The 12576-nt window shown below is 40.2% G+C and carries 15 protein-coding genes and 1 pseudogene; 3 read left to right on the forward strand and 13 right to left on the reverse strand.

Features of this window, described 5'->3' with window-relative positions; translation table 11 throughout:
• Window positions 1-220, reverse strand: a pseudogene (locus tag PVV64_RS09210) (hypothetical protein); the annotation flags it as partial.
• Between the two features lie 74 nt (window positions 221-294).
• On the opposite strand from PVV64_RS09210, the gene PVV64_RS09215 reads away from it, so the two are divergent.
• Both PVV64_RS09215 and PVV64_RS09220 read left to right on the forward strand, forming a co-directional pair.
• Window positions 295-603: a type II toxin-antitoxin system RelE/ParE family toxin gene (locus tag PVV64_RS09215; protein WP_273760727.1), complete on the forward strand. Its 309-nt coding sequence runs from the start codon at window positions 295-297 to the stop codon at window positions 601-603.
• Complete coding sequence (locus tag PVV64_RS09220) at window positions 584-868, forward strand: addiction module antidote protein (protein WP_273760728.1); 285 nt, start codon at window positions 584-586, stop codon at window positions 866-868. The genes PVV64_RS09215 and PVV64_RS09220 overlap by 20 nt, the downstream gene beginning before the upstream one ends.
• Before the next feature lie 36 nt (window positions 869-904).
• Here the strand turns inward: PVV64_RS09220 and PVV64_RS09225 are convergent, their stop codons facing one another.
• From PVV64_RS09225 to PVV64_RS09250, 6 genes are all read right to left on the reverse strand, one after another.
• Window positions 905-1285, reverse strand: coding sequence for a hypothetical protein (locus tag PVV64_RS09225; RefSeq protein WP_273760729.1), 381 nt, complete (start codon window positions 1283-1285; stop codon window positions 905-907).
• 25 nt (window positions 1286-1310) lie between these two features.
• On the reverse strand, window positions 1311-2435 hold the full coding sequence (locus PVV64_RS09230) for a N4-gp56 family major capsid protein (protein WP_273760730.1): 1125 nt from the start codon (window positions 2433-2435) through the stop codon (window positions 1311-1313).
• A 90-nt stretch (window positions 2436-2525) separates the two neighbouring features.
• The gene (locus PVV64_RS09235) at window positions 2526-3422 is read right to left on the reverse strand and encodes a hypothetical protein (protein WP_273760731.1); all 897 of its coding nucleotides are present in this window, start codon (window positions 3420-3422) and stop codon (window positions 2526-2528) included.
• 13 nt (window positions 3423-3435) lie between these two features.
• Window positions 3436-5457 carry a portal protein gene (locus tag PVV64_RS09240; protein ID WP_273760732.1) on the reverse strand — a complete coding sequence of 674 codons (2022 nt, stop codon included), beginning with the start codon at window positions 5455-5457 and terminating at the stop codon, window positions 3436-3438.
• Entirely contained in the window at window positions 5442-6770 is a 1329-nt protein-coding gene (locus tag PVV64_RS09245; protein ID WP_273760733.1) for a PBSX family phage terminase large subunit, read from the reverse strand. The genes PVV64_RS09240 and PVV64_RS09245 overlap by 16 nt, the downstream gene beginning before the upstream one ends.
• The gene (locus PVV64_RS09250; protein ID WP_273760734.1) at window positions 6751-7086 is read right to left on the reverse strand and encodes a hypothetical protein; all 336 of its coding nucleotides are present in this window, start codon (window positions 7084-7086) and stop codon (window positions 6751-6753) included. Before PVV64_RS09250 ends, PVV64_RS09245 begins: the two co-directional genes overlap by 20 nt.
• Before the next feature lie 203 nt (window positions 7087-7289).
• On the opposite strand from PVV64_RS09250, the gene PVV64_RS09255 reads away from it, so the two are divergent.
• Window positions 7290-7814: a hypothetical protein gene (locus PVV64_RS09255; protein ID WP_273760735.1), complete on the forward strand. Its 525-nt coding sequence runs from the start codon at window positions 7290-7292 to the stop codon at window positions 7812-7814.
• Window positions 7815-7962: 148 nt separating this feature from the next.
• Here the strand turns inward: PVV64_RS09255 and PVV64_RS09260 are convergent, their stop codons facing one another.
• The 6 genes from PVV64_RS09260 to PVV64_RS09285 all read right to left on the reverse strand — a co-directional run bounded on the left by PVV64_RS09260 (window position 7963) and on the right by PVV64_RS09285 (window position 12279).
• Window positions 7963-8487 (reverse strand): hypothetical protein, encoded by a 525-nt coding sequence (locus PVV64_RS09260; RefSeq protein ID WP_273760736.1) that lies wholly within the window; start codon window positions 8485-8487, stop codon window positions 7963-7965.
• Window positions 8474-8824, reverse strand: coding sequence for a hypothetical protein (locus tag PVV64_RS09265; RefSeq protein ID WP_273760737.1), 351 nt, complete (start codon window positions 8822-8824; stop codon window positions 8474-8476). Before PVV64_RS09265 ends, PVV64_RS09260 begins: the two co-directional genes overlap by 14 nt.
• Window positions 8825-8840: 16 nt before the next feature.
• The gene (gene ssb / locus PVV64_RS09270) at window positions 8841-9281 is read right to left on the reverse strand and encodes a single-stranded DNA-binding protein (RefSeq protein WP_273760738.1); all 441 of its coding nucleotides are present in this window, start codon (window positions 9279-9281) and stop codon (window positions 8841-8843) included.
• Window positions 9282-10074: 793 nt separating this feature from the next.
• On the reverse strand, window positions 10075-10740 hold the full coding sequence (locus PVV64_RS09275; RefSeq protein ID WP_273760739.1) for a hypothetical protein: 666 nt from the start codon (window positions 10738-10740) through the stop codon (window positions 10075-10077).
• Between the two features lie 81 nt (window positions 10741-10821).
• A complete protein-coding gene (locus tag PVV64_RS09280) occupies window positions 10822-11532 on the reverse strand; it encodes a hypothetical protein (protein WP_273722172.1) in 711 nt (236 codons plus the stop codon).
• 297 nt (window positions 11533-11829) lie between these two features.
• Complete coding sequence (locus PVV64_RS09285) at window positions 11830-12279, reverse strand: hypothetical protein (RefSeq protein ID WP_273760740.1); 450 nt, start codon at window positions 12277-12279, stop codon at window positions 11830-11832.
• Between the last annotated feature and the right edge of the window lie 297 nt (window positions 12280-12576).

Here is a 12576-nt window from a genome sequence, read left to right on the forward strand (position 1 = left end):
CCACATCACGGCTTTCGTTAAAGTAAAAACTTTCCCTCTCACAAAAACGAATGGCAGCAAAAATACTTTCTTGGATTTGACCAATATACTCATCCGTGATGTCATCGATTTCGCTTTGAATGACCGACACAAGATGTGCAAACGTTCCTCTGTGACGAAAAACATCTTGGTGATCTTGTATCGGTCCTCCCGTCCTTACCCTAATATAATGACGTGCCATCACAACACCTTTCCGTGAAATATAAAAATTGAAACTAACTTGACATTACACATCATGTGTACCATAGTACTCACATGGTGTTCATTCATAAAACGATAGAATTTGATACTTGGCTTAAGAAACTTAAAGATAAAAGCGTTAAGGCTATTATTCTTCAACGTGTTGTACGTTTAAAACAAGGACTTTTTGGTGATGTTAAATTCTTTAATGGCATAGGTGAATTACGTATCCACTATGGGGCTGGTTACCGAATTTATTTTACCCAAAAGGGCTCTGATTTTGTCCTTTTGTTATGCGGTGGAGATAAATCAACACAGCAAAAGGATATTGAACAAGCATTAAAGTTAAAAAAGGAGTACAGTGATGAGAATAACCCCATTTAAACCTGAAGAATATCTTAAGGACATTGAGTCACAGAAAATTTTTCTCAATGAAGCTCTTAAAACTGGTGATGCTGCTCACATTGCCGATGCCCTTGGTATCGTTGCTCGCGCCCAAAATATGAGTGCCTTAGCAAAAGAAACCAATCGCGAACGCAGTGGATTATACCGCTCCTTAAGCAAAACGGGCGACCCCAAGCTTTCTACCTTAGTCGCTGTATTATCTGCCCTTAATTTGCAACTCTCTGTACAATCTTCTACTTCATAAATTGAGGGGGGAGTTGATAAATCTCTCCCCTTCATTTCAGCGATTGGTTACGAACTGTACAACTACAACACACTCGCCCGCTGCCGTAGTTTTATCACGGGTTGCGTAAAGGGTAGTCTCCTTATCATCTCCAACAAAAGCCTTTTGATCTGTTGGCGTAAAGTCCTGTACGCTTTGGGTTTTGATCTCTTTCTCACTGTATTCGCTCCCCCCATAGGTGCTCCCTATCTTCAATTTCGCCTCAGGAAACGCTGTCTTCACAAAGGCTTTAATCGAAGTAATCACAGCTCCACGGGGTAAGATCCCTATTTTCTCCGTAAGATGCTTATCCTTATGTGAGATATTCAATCGTAAAAAACTCACTTGTTGAGTATGTAGATCTCTACCTTGTAAATAATTTGTAAATCCATCTACCATATCCTATTTCCTTTCTTAATTAACTTTAATCTGCTTCGCCGGTATAGGTGGGAATGACAATGGTTCCAAAATCTTGACCTGAGTTCTCTCCCATACGCCCTTGGAAACGCGTTTTCTTCATGCCCATGATAGTATGGACAGCAAAACCATATTGTCGTTTGTAATCGAATGTTTCTTCTTCAATCTTATAGCGCGCATTGCCATAACCTTTACCAAAAGCCATAACAACACTTTGCGCTCCTAAGAACACCGCACGACGTACACTTGGAATGCGTGCACCACTCGTTGAATTTACACCATTCGTTACATGTTCTGATAGACGTAAAACCACACCGTTATACATGCCTAGAGAACCATCAAAGATTGGATTTTTGGAATGTGAACCTGTAAACGCAGCTTGTTGAATATCGAACCACTGACCTTTATCAGTATTAGTTCGCAATTGTGTCACTTGCTTTGGGTGAAGGTACATTACATAAACATACTTACCATTCACATGAACGGGTCTAATTTTAGGGTTCGCAAGCCTAGCGGTCTCAACAGCCTCATCTATGAGGTGAAGATTAAAACCATGCTTTGCTTTATCTGTAAGCTCTTCATCCTTGGTTTTGCCGTCTGGACGGATAATACGCTTACTGCTTGGGGCTAACGGCGCATTAAAACCATAATGGAGTGGAGTAATATCAACAGTCTCGCTCTCAAAAATCATGCGGTTGGCTGTATAACCACAAGCATGAATGAAAAATGTCATACTCAAACGGTCTGCATACCAATCTACAAGAGCGTTCTTTGCTTCCTCGCGTAGATTAAACAAAGTACGTTGACTATCGATTGTGCCTTCATTAGGAACTCTCGTACCGTTATAGAGTTCATTGATATACAATCTATCATGGAGTGTCTGTAATCCGGGTTCATTTCCCTCTAAGGTTTCGCCCTCACTCACACCTCGTCCTGATAACTGAGCGCGCAAACTAAAGGTTATACAGTCTCCTTTGCTTTTCTGGGTTTCTGTTTTTACCTGAATAATACTATTGGAGTCTTTCCCCATCAAAGGAGCTATGGGAGTTGCCTTAGATACTTCTGCATCAAGTATTCTTGCCCATGTTTTTAAAGAATGAGGTTCATGTGTCCCTACAGTTGTTATTGCCATTTCTTATACCTTTCTTTGCTGTAAAAAAACCGGCTTAAAGCCGGTGGAAAATCCGCATCAAAGGCGGATTATGCTGTTAAAATCTCTCGTTTAATCATCATCACTCGCACCACTCAATTTGCGGAAAAGAGCTTGATTTTTTGGATTTCTATACCATTCTGCAAACTCTTTATCGGACATATTCTCAAGAGCTTCCATAGTCATTGGTCCAACATTGCCCCCTCCACCAGAGGCTGTTAACGTCCTCGCAGAATTCTGACGACTCTGAAGCGCTGCTACTTGATGATTGGCTTGTAGTGCTTGGTTCTGATAGCCACGGTTTTGTGCTATCTTATAAAGCTCTTCTGCTGGATTGAGATTTCTTTGTGCACACGTCGCTACTATCGTCCGCAATTCATCTCCTATAATCGCATCTCTCGTGCTCTTATTGGCGTAATCTGGATAAATACCTGACCAAGAATTTAACTCTTGTTCACGCGTCTGATAAAGAAAATTCACAGCTCCATCAAAATCACCATATTTCTTTTTGACTGTTTCAACAGAATTGTGAAAAAACTGGTTAAGGCGCATATCATGCTGTTGCTGTTCTTCAGCTTGTCTTAGCGCTTCTTTCTGTCCCCTAATATATGCACCCTGCTCTTGAAGCTTTTTTCCCATCCACCCAATGTAACCAATAATATCCTCACGTGGGTCTGGGGGACTTCCTTCATCTTCAACCATTGGCGTCTGAGATTGGGGTTCATAAAATTTGACAAGTGCTTCACGAGCTTGCTTGAATTCTTCTTCAACACGCTGTTGCTCTACACTAGGGACTGTAATCTCTGAAGGCTCATGAACCGGTTCTGCTCCAACCGGCTCTGAAGACGCCACCTCATCACTTTCAACCGCTCCTAGATCATGTTCACTCTCAAAAGAGTCCTCATCATCAAAAACAGCGGGTTCTGCTGCATAATCTTCATTTAGTCCTTCATTCATTTGTGCATCCATTCTTTCACCTCTCTTAAATGCTTCTTCCTCGATATGTTGCTGCTCGCTCCCGCATGATTTGATGTTGCGTTTGTTCATTGAGTATGCGCTGGCGTTCAAGCTCATGGCGTTGCTGCATCAATTCCGCTTCTAACTCTGCTCTCTTTTGACGCATGAACAATTCAATCTGCTTTCCTTGCAAATCCATCTGCTGCATCTGGGCTTTGGCGGCAATATCCTGCTGCTTTTCTTGCAACTTCATTTCCTGCTCGGGATTCATCTGCTGCTGGGCTTGTTGTGCCATTTGCTGCTGCTGTTGAAACTTCTCACTCACACGATTAAGCAGAGATGCAGGCAATGGGGAGTAACGCAGCAAATCAAGCATGATATCTGGTGTTACAGCATTTTGAAGCAACGGTAACAATTGCGTGATAATGCCAAAAGTACGCTCTTTCTCATTCGGGCTGGTGGGCGCATCATCAACCACAATATCATAATCAACACTCATCACAGATTCACGGGTTAAGGGGATATATTGTGCATTCTCCTCTCCTGAAATCCGTACCAAACGACCATCAGAGAGATAATTTTGTATCAAGTACAAAATAAGCTTGCCTTGACGCTTGCGATACAAACGCAAACCATCAAACAGACAAGCAAGCAAGTTTAAACTGGATTGACGCCTTTGTGCCTCTAAAATCCCTGCTTGTGAGACCTCTCGCGTTCCTATGAACTCTGGCGATAATCCGGTAACTTGATTAATCGCTTCTTTCGCTTCATTGAACAGTTGGAAAAAGCCCGTAGGAAACTGAGCCACCGGTTTTGGCTGTATCTTGCCACCTGCAAGCGCTCCATTTTTTAAAACCGTAATACTATCTGCTCTGCTCCAACTTTTGACAGCTTCTCTCTCGTCTTCAAAGGCGCCCCTCTCTGCCATAATCCCGCCTTTAGATTGGCTATTGAGAATGTGCATGACTTGGCTAAAATATTTATTCGCCCATCGTTGTGGATCTTTTGTAGGACGGACAACCCCGTAAAATTGCCGCTCTATCTTGTCAAAATAACCTGTGATACACTCCCAACCTAATTGACCAGCAGGAACCATCGGTTGATCTGGTTCAAGCAAAACTTTCCTGCCTAAAAAAGCACGCTTGACCACCTTTTTATTGAAAGCCGCTCCTTGTATCTGAGGCATCGTGCATTGGAGCTGTTTAAACTCCTCTTCACTATAGTCACGAAGTTCTCCCGTCGATAAATCGGGCGCCTTATAATATCTCTCGCTTTCAAACCAACGGCATTCAACAAGCGTGACCATCCGTCGACCGTTTTCAACTCCCTCCACGCTTTCATCATGACCATAACTATCTAGATCATTGTGATGAATCCCCTCATAAGCACTACCATCCCTCGCCCAATCCGCACTCAATTCGCTCCAATGGGCTTGCGGAAACATCCGCTTGGCAACTTCCAAGGGCTTGCGGTCCACATACCACAAACGTTGCGCATCGGTTAAATTCGGTTGTACCGCTGCACTGTCCCAAACCATCTTCAATGGATCTAAACGTGTAATAACCGGCTCACCATCTATACTGTTTTCGTAATCAAGTCTGGTATCGGTCCAGCCCATACCGCAGATGACAGCATCTTGGAAAGCATCAGAGTCCGCATATTCCGCATGTGCCATATCACGAAACCATTCTGCTGCTCCGGTGAGCAATTCGCTTGGTAATGCCTTGCCTATTTGACGCGGAATAAATTGCACCTCTCGCTTATTATTACGTTCTGAACCCACAACGGCATTCACAAGCGGGGCTATCCGATTAAAGGTCATAACGGGGCGGCGCTGTTCCTTTAAAGCTGCTAAATCGGCTTCATTCCACTGATCCCCATTGTAAAAACAAAAATCTTCACGTGCTTGCTCACGCCATTTGTTCACATGCTCAACATCTTCTTTGTACCAACTGACAAGTTTACGAAACAAACCTTCCCTTGACAGATCTGAAATGTTGCTATCTTTGTCTAAATGCTCTTCATCATGCATCATTCTGCCATCCATGACGTACTCTCATAAGCTTCTCTACCGCTGTAAGCGTGTCTCTTATGTTTCTGCACCGGCTGCTCATAACCCACACACATTAAGCCAAAGGCATCGGCTGCATGACTCGACCAATCATGCTCGGCGCCTAACCCTATATTCCGCTTCTCATCCCATTTCTCATGATACCAGTTCAGTGCCTTGCGTCCTGCTACGGTCGTTTCTTCATTGAACCAAACTGAGGGTAAAATACGCCGCACCGCCTCTATCCGCATCTTAACAGCACCGGCTCCTTGATTAGGGATCACTTGCGTTTCAAAACCCGCATCATTCAAGGCACTCTCAAAACTCACATTGTGCACACGGTCTCTGGTTGCACCATCATGGGGGAGAACCATTAATGCCGTCTCATAACCATTTTGACGTAACCAGCCAATATGCTCTGATAACGGCTGCCCTTGTGCCTCGTAATAATCAAGCACTCTGATTTCTCTGCCAACAAATTGTGCTATCCAAATCGCCGTTGCATCTGCCTTGGCACCTGTGCCGCCAATATCCCAAAAGGCGCGTATCTGCATTAAAGGATCACGTGCAACACGCCCTATCCGCCCCTCCTCCTCAGCTGCCAACATCTCTTTTTGATAGTAAGCCCCTTGAACAGCGGTAAGATAAGCACCCTCCCATATATGCTTATAGGTCTCTGGACGGTTTCTCAGATCATCAAGACGGGCTTCATTCAAGATCTTTGGAAACTTCGGATTATCTGACCAATTGATCTCTACACGCTTAATCGCCTCATTATCTGAAAAGCGAAACCGTTTCTCAACGGGGGCATTATCTCGCAATGGGTTCCATGTTACCCATAATTCTGCACGCCAACCCTCGCCCTCTTCACGCAACGTCGGTATAAGCGTCTGCCAAGCTGTCTCTGTCACGGGTTCTGCTTCATCAACCCAACAGAGCAATATCCGCCCCATGGATTTGATGCTGGCTATATTGCGATCCAGACCACAAAACTGAAAGCCTATACGCCCATCAATCGACTTAATCGAAGACTCCCCAACCTTGTAATAGTCCTTTAAAAAGTCATGGGCTTCAATAGCGCGCTTAATCTCCTCCAATGAACTTTCTGCGAGCGAATTTTGAAATTGGCGCGCACAAAGGATAGTGCCCGATATCCCTCCCATACCAAATTGATAGCCCTTTAAAGCCGCCATCAAGGCAAAAGATCTTGTTTTTCCAGACCCTCGTCCACCCCAAGCCACTCGTACCAAAGCATCCCCATCAAAAATAGGTAGAAGTTTTGGTACAATCTTAATCTGTCTTGTCGTCATTCATTGTTAAAGGAACAATTTCCACGCGCCCTATCATCTTAATCGCTCCCCCATCCTCACCTGTTACTTGCAAAGGCAAGATCTTACCAAGCAACGCTAAATAAGCCGCAGGGCATTTAATCGCTTGCTGTTCCAGATAAGAGATCAGTCCTTCCTTACCATATTTATTGCCTGCCAATTCAGCAGCTTTAATAATTGCCTCTTTTAAAAGCCGTGTATTCTTATTTGGAACTCCTTTTACCCGCCCTTGACCAGCATTAGGAGGCAGAGGCTTTTTGGTTGGCTGTAAAACCTGCTCTGTATTTTCTGATGTCATAAATTCCTCCCTCCAGATAATAAAAAACCCCGCATTTGCGGGGGTTTTAGACTGTACATCACCCTCATTTAGACACAATACGCCTAAGTACAGTAATGTCATTAAATACGATTTGCATCACTTTGTCAACATAAAAATAACACATATTGATAATTTCAAAGGGAATCTGTTAGGTAATTAAGACGTAAATTAAGGTAGAAACAATGTTTATAAAAAAATCTTTCTTTAGAAGCATCTTAATTATCACACTTCTAATATTATATCCTATCCCCACTCAAATGGGATATACAAATCCGAAACAAACATTTTCTTCGAAAGAAATTATCGAACGAGAGAGACTATTACGCATTTTTCTTGTAAATGGAAGTCACTGGTGGTCAGACAGATTTTACAACATCTTATGGATAGAAAAAATATTTTTTTCAGAACAAAATTGGCGATTATCGAAGCTGTCCTATGAAAAACGTATTCATATAATAAAAAAATGGCAGGATATAATCATAAAACGACATCAGATATTTCACGCTTTGTGTTCCCTTATAGAATTTGAAATAAATACAATGAGGGATGTGAATGATGCAAAACAATCTAATGAGCATGTACATGTATCAAACCTCATGCAACACCTATACAACTACAGAGAAAAGATAAATGAAAAGAAGAAAAAACTCGAAAAACTAGATCATGAAATTGATCTATTATATAGAGTTATTATAGAGTTTTCATAACTTTGATCTATAATTATTATGAAAAATGTTTCTGAAGCCCATTAAGAGCGATATGCAATAATCTATAAAAAGCGAAAGAGGCAGCAAGCTACCTCTTCGCACCTGACCCCTTTTACAAGGGAGCGGTCACTGTTTTGTTACAGCGCCGTTATTTCCAATATCTATAAAGCACATTAAGAGCAACCTTTAGTGAACTTACAAGATGCGGTAATTCTTGATCCTCTATAACAAGGTACTGTAGCGCTGCATAAAGATTGTACTGTCTATAGAGATGTTGCGCTTCTTTTATTGCTTCTTGCATATTTGCAAACTGCTCTGTTGCAAATTCTACCCATTTATCTCTTGCTTTATCATCAGAAGATGATGGCATTTCGTCATAAATAGCACTAGGCAAGCCTTTTGCACAAAGGTAGTTATTTCGTATCTGTAGATATTGTTGTGCGGTGTCATATTGCTCTTGTGTAAGCACACCTTGTAAACACAGCCGCCCTATGTAGGTACTTGCAAGCGGATTTTTTGCATCTTGTAAGCTTAAAGAGAAGCGCTTTGCACGCATTTCTATTGCCAATTTATCGACAGCTTCACGAGGCGCTTTTGCTCGTGATATACGACCATTGGCTTCTCTGATCTGCCCTGTGATCTTAGGGCGTCCCCTCTTTTTATTTTTTTTCACATATAACCTCAGACACCTGTTTAACGTTTTCCCAAATTTCATCTGAATTTGACAATGCTCCTATACTCAAACTCACTACAAGTGTCAGTAGTCCTCCTAACATACCAAAGACGGATATTTTTCCCCAACCATAACCATCATCATCATCATCATACCTCATCCATATGACGACAAGTATCATTATTCCAACTAGAAAGACGGCAGCTACATCACAGCATCTCCCAATCTTAGCATGATGTTGTAAGGATTTTATCTCTTGCTCTGTAATAGTATAGTTATAAATTGGTTTAGATTTACAGATTGAACTAAATGTAGGTAACGGCTGCTTATCAGACATTGATAACACTTTCTATTTAAAAAGGAACATCATCATTTAAAGGGCTTGTGGACATATCAAGAGGTCTGTGAAAGCTTGTCGCATAGGGAGATGATTGCTCTTGATCATCGTCATTTTTGCCATCTAACAGCTTTAAGTCCCCTTTGTATTGTGGCAAGACAATCTCTGTTACAAAACGTTCAACACCGTTTTTATCTTGCCATTTACGGGTTTGTAACTGCCCCTCTATATAGACTTTGCTGCCTTTATGAAGATACTGAAGTGCTATTTTTGCCAAATGTGGATTAAAAACCACAATGGAATGCCATTCTGTTTTTTGGATTTTCTTATTGGTTGCCTTCTCTGTATAGCTCTCAGAAGTTGCTACACGAAAATTGACCACCTCACCACCTGATGGCATTGTTTTGCTTTCGGGATCAGCCCCTAAATGACCGATTAAAATCACTTTATTAAGCATTTACTTGATATCCTTTTTATAGGAAATGGTACTTAGAAACAAAATAAATCATAATAAACAATACTATAACACATCATAATGAATTTTTAAAAACAAAATTTATTATAACACACTGAATCTAAATAATGAATCCTGTTTTTATTTTATTTAATTGCTTGCGTTTTTATATAGATTGTGTAATATAAAAATATTCGTCCGCTCTTGGATAATGGAATAACAGAAAGCGTGTAAAAAAGCCGTGTCGATTAATTTTGATGCGGTTTTTTTATTGGCTATTCTTTGCTTTTTTAAGATTAGAGCATGCAAAAGCAAGATTATGATAAGGTGATATAAAAAAAACCTTGCCATCTCAAAAAGAGGGACAAGGTTTTCAGTTTCTTAAATCGATTTCTATATTAGCATCGCCTGCTTTATGATGCAAATAGAATTAAAATAAATTTGTCTTTATACACAATATGTAGTATTTTATTTGATGCTAGCATGCATTGCAAAACAACAAAATGAAAGCCGTGTCAAAATCAATTGGCACGGCTTTTTTATGATACTTAAGAAATGTTTTTAATCTAGAGAACGGTTAAAAAACAACGCTAGAATAACGTTGCGAATTAAGCATAGCATGATCTATTTTATGATGCAATTTGATAAAAACGCCATTGCGTTTATACACAAAATATGTAATATTTATTCTGCAATTTGCATTTGGAAATGACATTATATTACATCCTTGTAATAAAAGCCGCGTCCCTTAAAGACACGGCTTTTTTTCTATTTAAAACCAGCCCCCGCCCCTTATTTACGCTGCTTTATTTGTGCTTTGTTCACTACCATCAGTATCTTTATAAACTCTTTTATTGCCTTTAATGACGGCATTCCCACAAACTTTTACAGAGAAATAAACTTTTGATTTTCCTTGAATGTGTGCATTATCATAAATTTCTGCCTCTGGATAAATACAAGCCGACCCCGATATTTTTGCATTCCCATAAATAAAGCCAGCAACACAAGCGCTATTCAAAATTTTTGCATTGTCATAAATTTTTGCTTCGGGAGATACCATGGCTTTATTACAAACAATGGCATTCCCATAAATTTCACCACAAATTACTGCATTATCGCATATTTGTGCATTGCCATAGACATAAGCTTCCTTTTCAAGAACCCGTGCCTTATCACTAATCACAGCATTTCCTGATACCCTTGCCTCATTAAAAACATAAGAGTTATTACGTATTTTTGCATTTTCAGAAACGACGGCATTGCAAAAAACACAAGCATCATCATAGACCCAGCAATGACCATCATGAGAGAGGTTGCTTTCATTTTCTATAAAGCCGCCAAGATCCCCAGCCTTGACATCATCGAAATCTCTTAAAGCACGAATACGATGTAAAGTAAGCCCATCAAAATTAATGTTTTCATTAGTTAATTCATATTTTTTGGATAAATTTGTATTGGTCATAGGTAGCTCCCTAATCTAATATTCGTTAAATTTTTAAATGAGATGTTTAAAAAGAGGCGCCCCCGCACCGCCCGTGCTTTTTTACGCTGCTTGCTCTGAAAGTTTTTTGCGATCAGTAATCACAACATTGTCACTAACATTGTCACAAACGCTAGCATTGCCACAAATTTTTGCATTCCCATGTATCTTTGCAACGCTATAAACAGAAGCATTATCAAATATTTTTGCATTCCCAAAAATCTCTGCATCGCTATAAATACAAGCATTCCCAAATACATGCGCATTACCGTAAACTTTACCATTTACTTCTGCTTTACCGTAAACTTTAGCATTATCAAAAATACGAGTGGTGTAATTCGTTTGCACATCACCAAAAACCTCTGCATTACCGTATACACAACCGTCTATCCAAGCCTTGCCATGTATTTTTGCATTATCGTAAACACGAGCGTCACCATAAATCCAAGCGTCGCCAGCGATTTGTGCATTACCGTAAACACGAGCCCGTTGACAGATACGAGCATTATCTCTAACCCAGCAGTCGCCATCATGTGAAAGATGCTCACTACTTTCTATAAAACCACCTAAGTCGCCTGCTTTAACATCTGCAAAGTCTCTAATGGCTCTAATACGTCTTAATGTGTGGATACCAGCTATAATTGTCTCGCCCGTAAATTCATATTTTTTAGGAATGCCTTGCTTTTTAGGAGGAACGGGACCAGTATCAGTTGCTCCCATATTATCTGCAATAGCTTTAATAAGAGCGCGACGAAAACCATTCATATATGTCATGTTAAATTCTTTCTATTCAATAAAAGTTTTTGATTAACAACCCTATAAGGGCGTCGGGCGCTCAAAAACACGGTGAATAGTCCGTCGTTACACTTTTCTCATAAAGAGTATTGTATGGTGTAACCACACCCGACAAAATCGTTATACGCTACTTAAAGCATAAAAGACAGCCAGTATTTTAAAAAGATGGGAGAAACCTTATCGTGGTCTATCCGCTATTCACAAGTGTTTTTGAAGCACTTGCCAATCTTTCTAAACAAACCCGCCTTTAAAGTCAATACGTATTTTTTATTTTTTTCAATTTTTTTCATTTTGATACCTACCTAATTGAATATCAAGCGCTTTTTCTAGCTCACGATCTATATAATCATCATCATAAGCTTGTGAATAACCTCTCTCACCATCATCTCTAATCTCACAAATCAACGGCTCTTTTGTGCGTTGTTTGATCTTCTCATTCACCTCGTCTATCAATGCCTCATAACTCAATAAGCTTTTTGGCAAATGACCTCCATATATCCACGCTTTCACTTGTGCCTTGGTACTGTAATCAACTTCAATAGGTATCTCATGATACTGTCCACCATCGAATTCCTCATATTCCCTCGTTCCATCTTCATATTCGTATAGATTATAAAAATACTCTGCTACCCCCATTCCCCATGGTGCATATCCAACTGCCGTTGCTATAAATTTTTTACGTCTTGATTTACCATTTTTTAAGAGCATATGTTTTAATATTCTCATATCTAAATCCATAACTTTTACCAATGGGTTTATTTGCCTCAAAATGGACCGTACAGAGCAGTTTTAATTTCCAATGTGGTAATTATCAAAAAACTATCCAATCGCTTTGTACGGTGCCTTTTTGTCGATTTAAACGCATATCTAATCCAATAGGTTTTCTACTTTGCACCATTTTGCTGTCTAATCAATGTGTTTTATTATTCCTCCTATTCCACTTAAAGCCTTTTCAAGTTCTTGCTTTTGAACAAGTGTAAGCGGTTTTGAATGCTCTCTCTCTGCTTGTTCTTTCAAAAGCTT

It is taken from the genome of Bartonella sp. ML70XJBT.G (assembly GCF_028618575.1).
Classification (GTDB): Bacteria; Pseudomonadota; Alphaproteobacteria; order Rhizobiales; family Rhizobiaceae; genus Bartonella.

What these genes read in the sequence shown, in the direction of transcription:
- PVV64_RS09255 (WP_273760735.1), top strand. Translation starts at nt 7,290, where the DNA reads ATGTTTATAAAAAAATCTTTCTTTAGAAGCATCTTAATTATCACACTT.
- PVV64_RS09265 (WP_273760737.1), bottom strand. Translation starts at nt 8,824, where the DNA reads ATGTCTGATAAGCAGCCGTTACCTACATTTAGTTCAATCTGTAAATCT.
- PVV64_RS09240 (WP_273760732.1), bottom strand. Translation starts at nt 5,457, where the DNA reads ATGGATGGCAGAATGATGCATGATGAAGAGCATTTAGACAAAGATAGC.
- PVV64_RS09230 (WP_273760730.1), bottom strand. Translation starts at nt 2,435, where the DNA reads ATGGCAATAACAACTGTAGGGACACATGAACCTCATTCTTTAAAAACA.
- ssb (WP_273760738.1), bottom strand. Translation starts at nt 9,281, where the DNA reads ATGCTTAATAAAGTGATTTTAATCGGTCATTTAGGGGCTGATCCCGAA.
- PVV64_RS09215 (WP_273760727.1), top strand. Translation starts at nt 295, where the DNA reads ATGGTGTTCATTCATAAAACGATAGAATTTGATACTTGGCTTAAGAAA.
- PVV64_RS09275 (WP_273760739.1), bottom strand. Translation starts at nt 10,740, where the DNA reads ATGACCAATACAAATTTATCCAAAAAATATGAATTAACTAATGAAAAC.
- PVV64_RS09235 (WP_273760731.1), bottom strand. Translation starts at nt 3,422, where the DNA reads ATGGATGCACAAATGAATGAAGGACTAAATGAAGATTATGCAGCAGAA.
- PVV64_RS09250 (WP_273760734.1), bottom strand. Translation starts at nt 7,086, where the DNA reads ATGACATCAGAAAATACAGAGCAGGTTTTACAGCCAACCAAAAAGCCT.
- PVV64_RS09220 (WP_273760728.1), top strand. Translation starts at nt 584, where the DNA reads ATGAGAATAACCCCATTTAAACCTGAAGAATATCTTAAGGACATTGAG.
- PVV64_RS09280 (WP_273722172.1), bottom strand. Translation starts at nt 11,532, where the DNA reads ATGACATATATGAATGGTTTTCGTCGCGCTCTTATTAAAGCTATTGCA.
- PVV64_RS09245 (WP_273760733.1), bottom strand. Translation starts at nt 6,770, where the DNA reads ATGACGACAAGACAGATTAAGATTGTACCAAAACTTCTACCTATTTTT.
- PVV64_RS09285 (WP_273760740.1), bottom strand. Translation starts at nt 12,279, where the DNA reads ATGAGAATATTAAAACATATGCTCTTAAAAAATGGTAAATCAAGACGT.
- PVV64_RS09225 (WP_273760729.1), bottom strand. Translation starts at nt 1,285, where the DNA reads ATGGTAGATGGATTTACAAATTATTTACAAGGTAGAGATCTACATACT.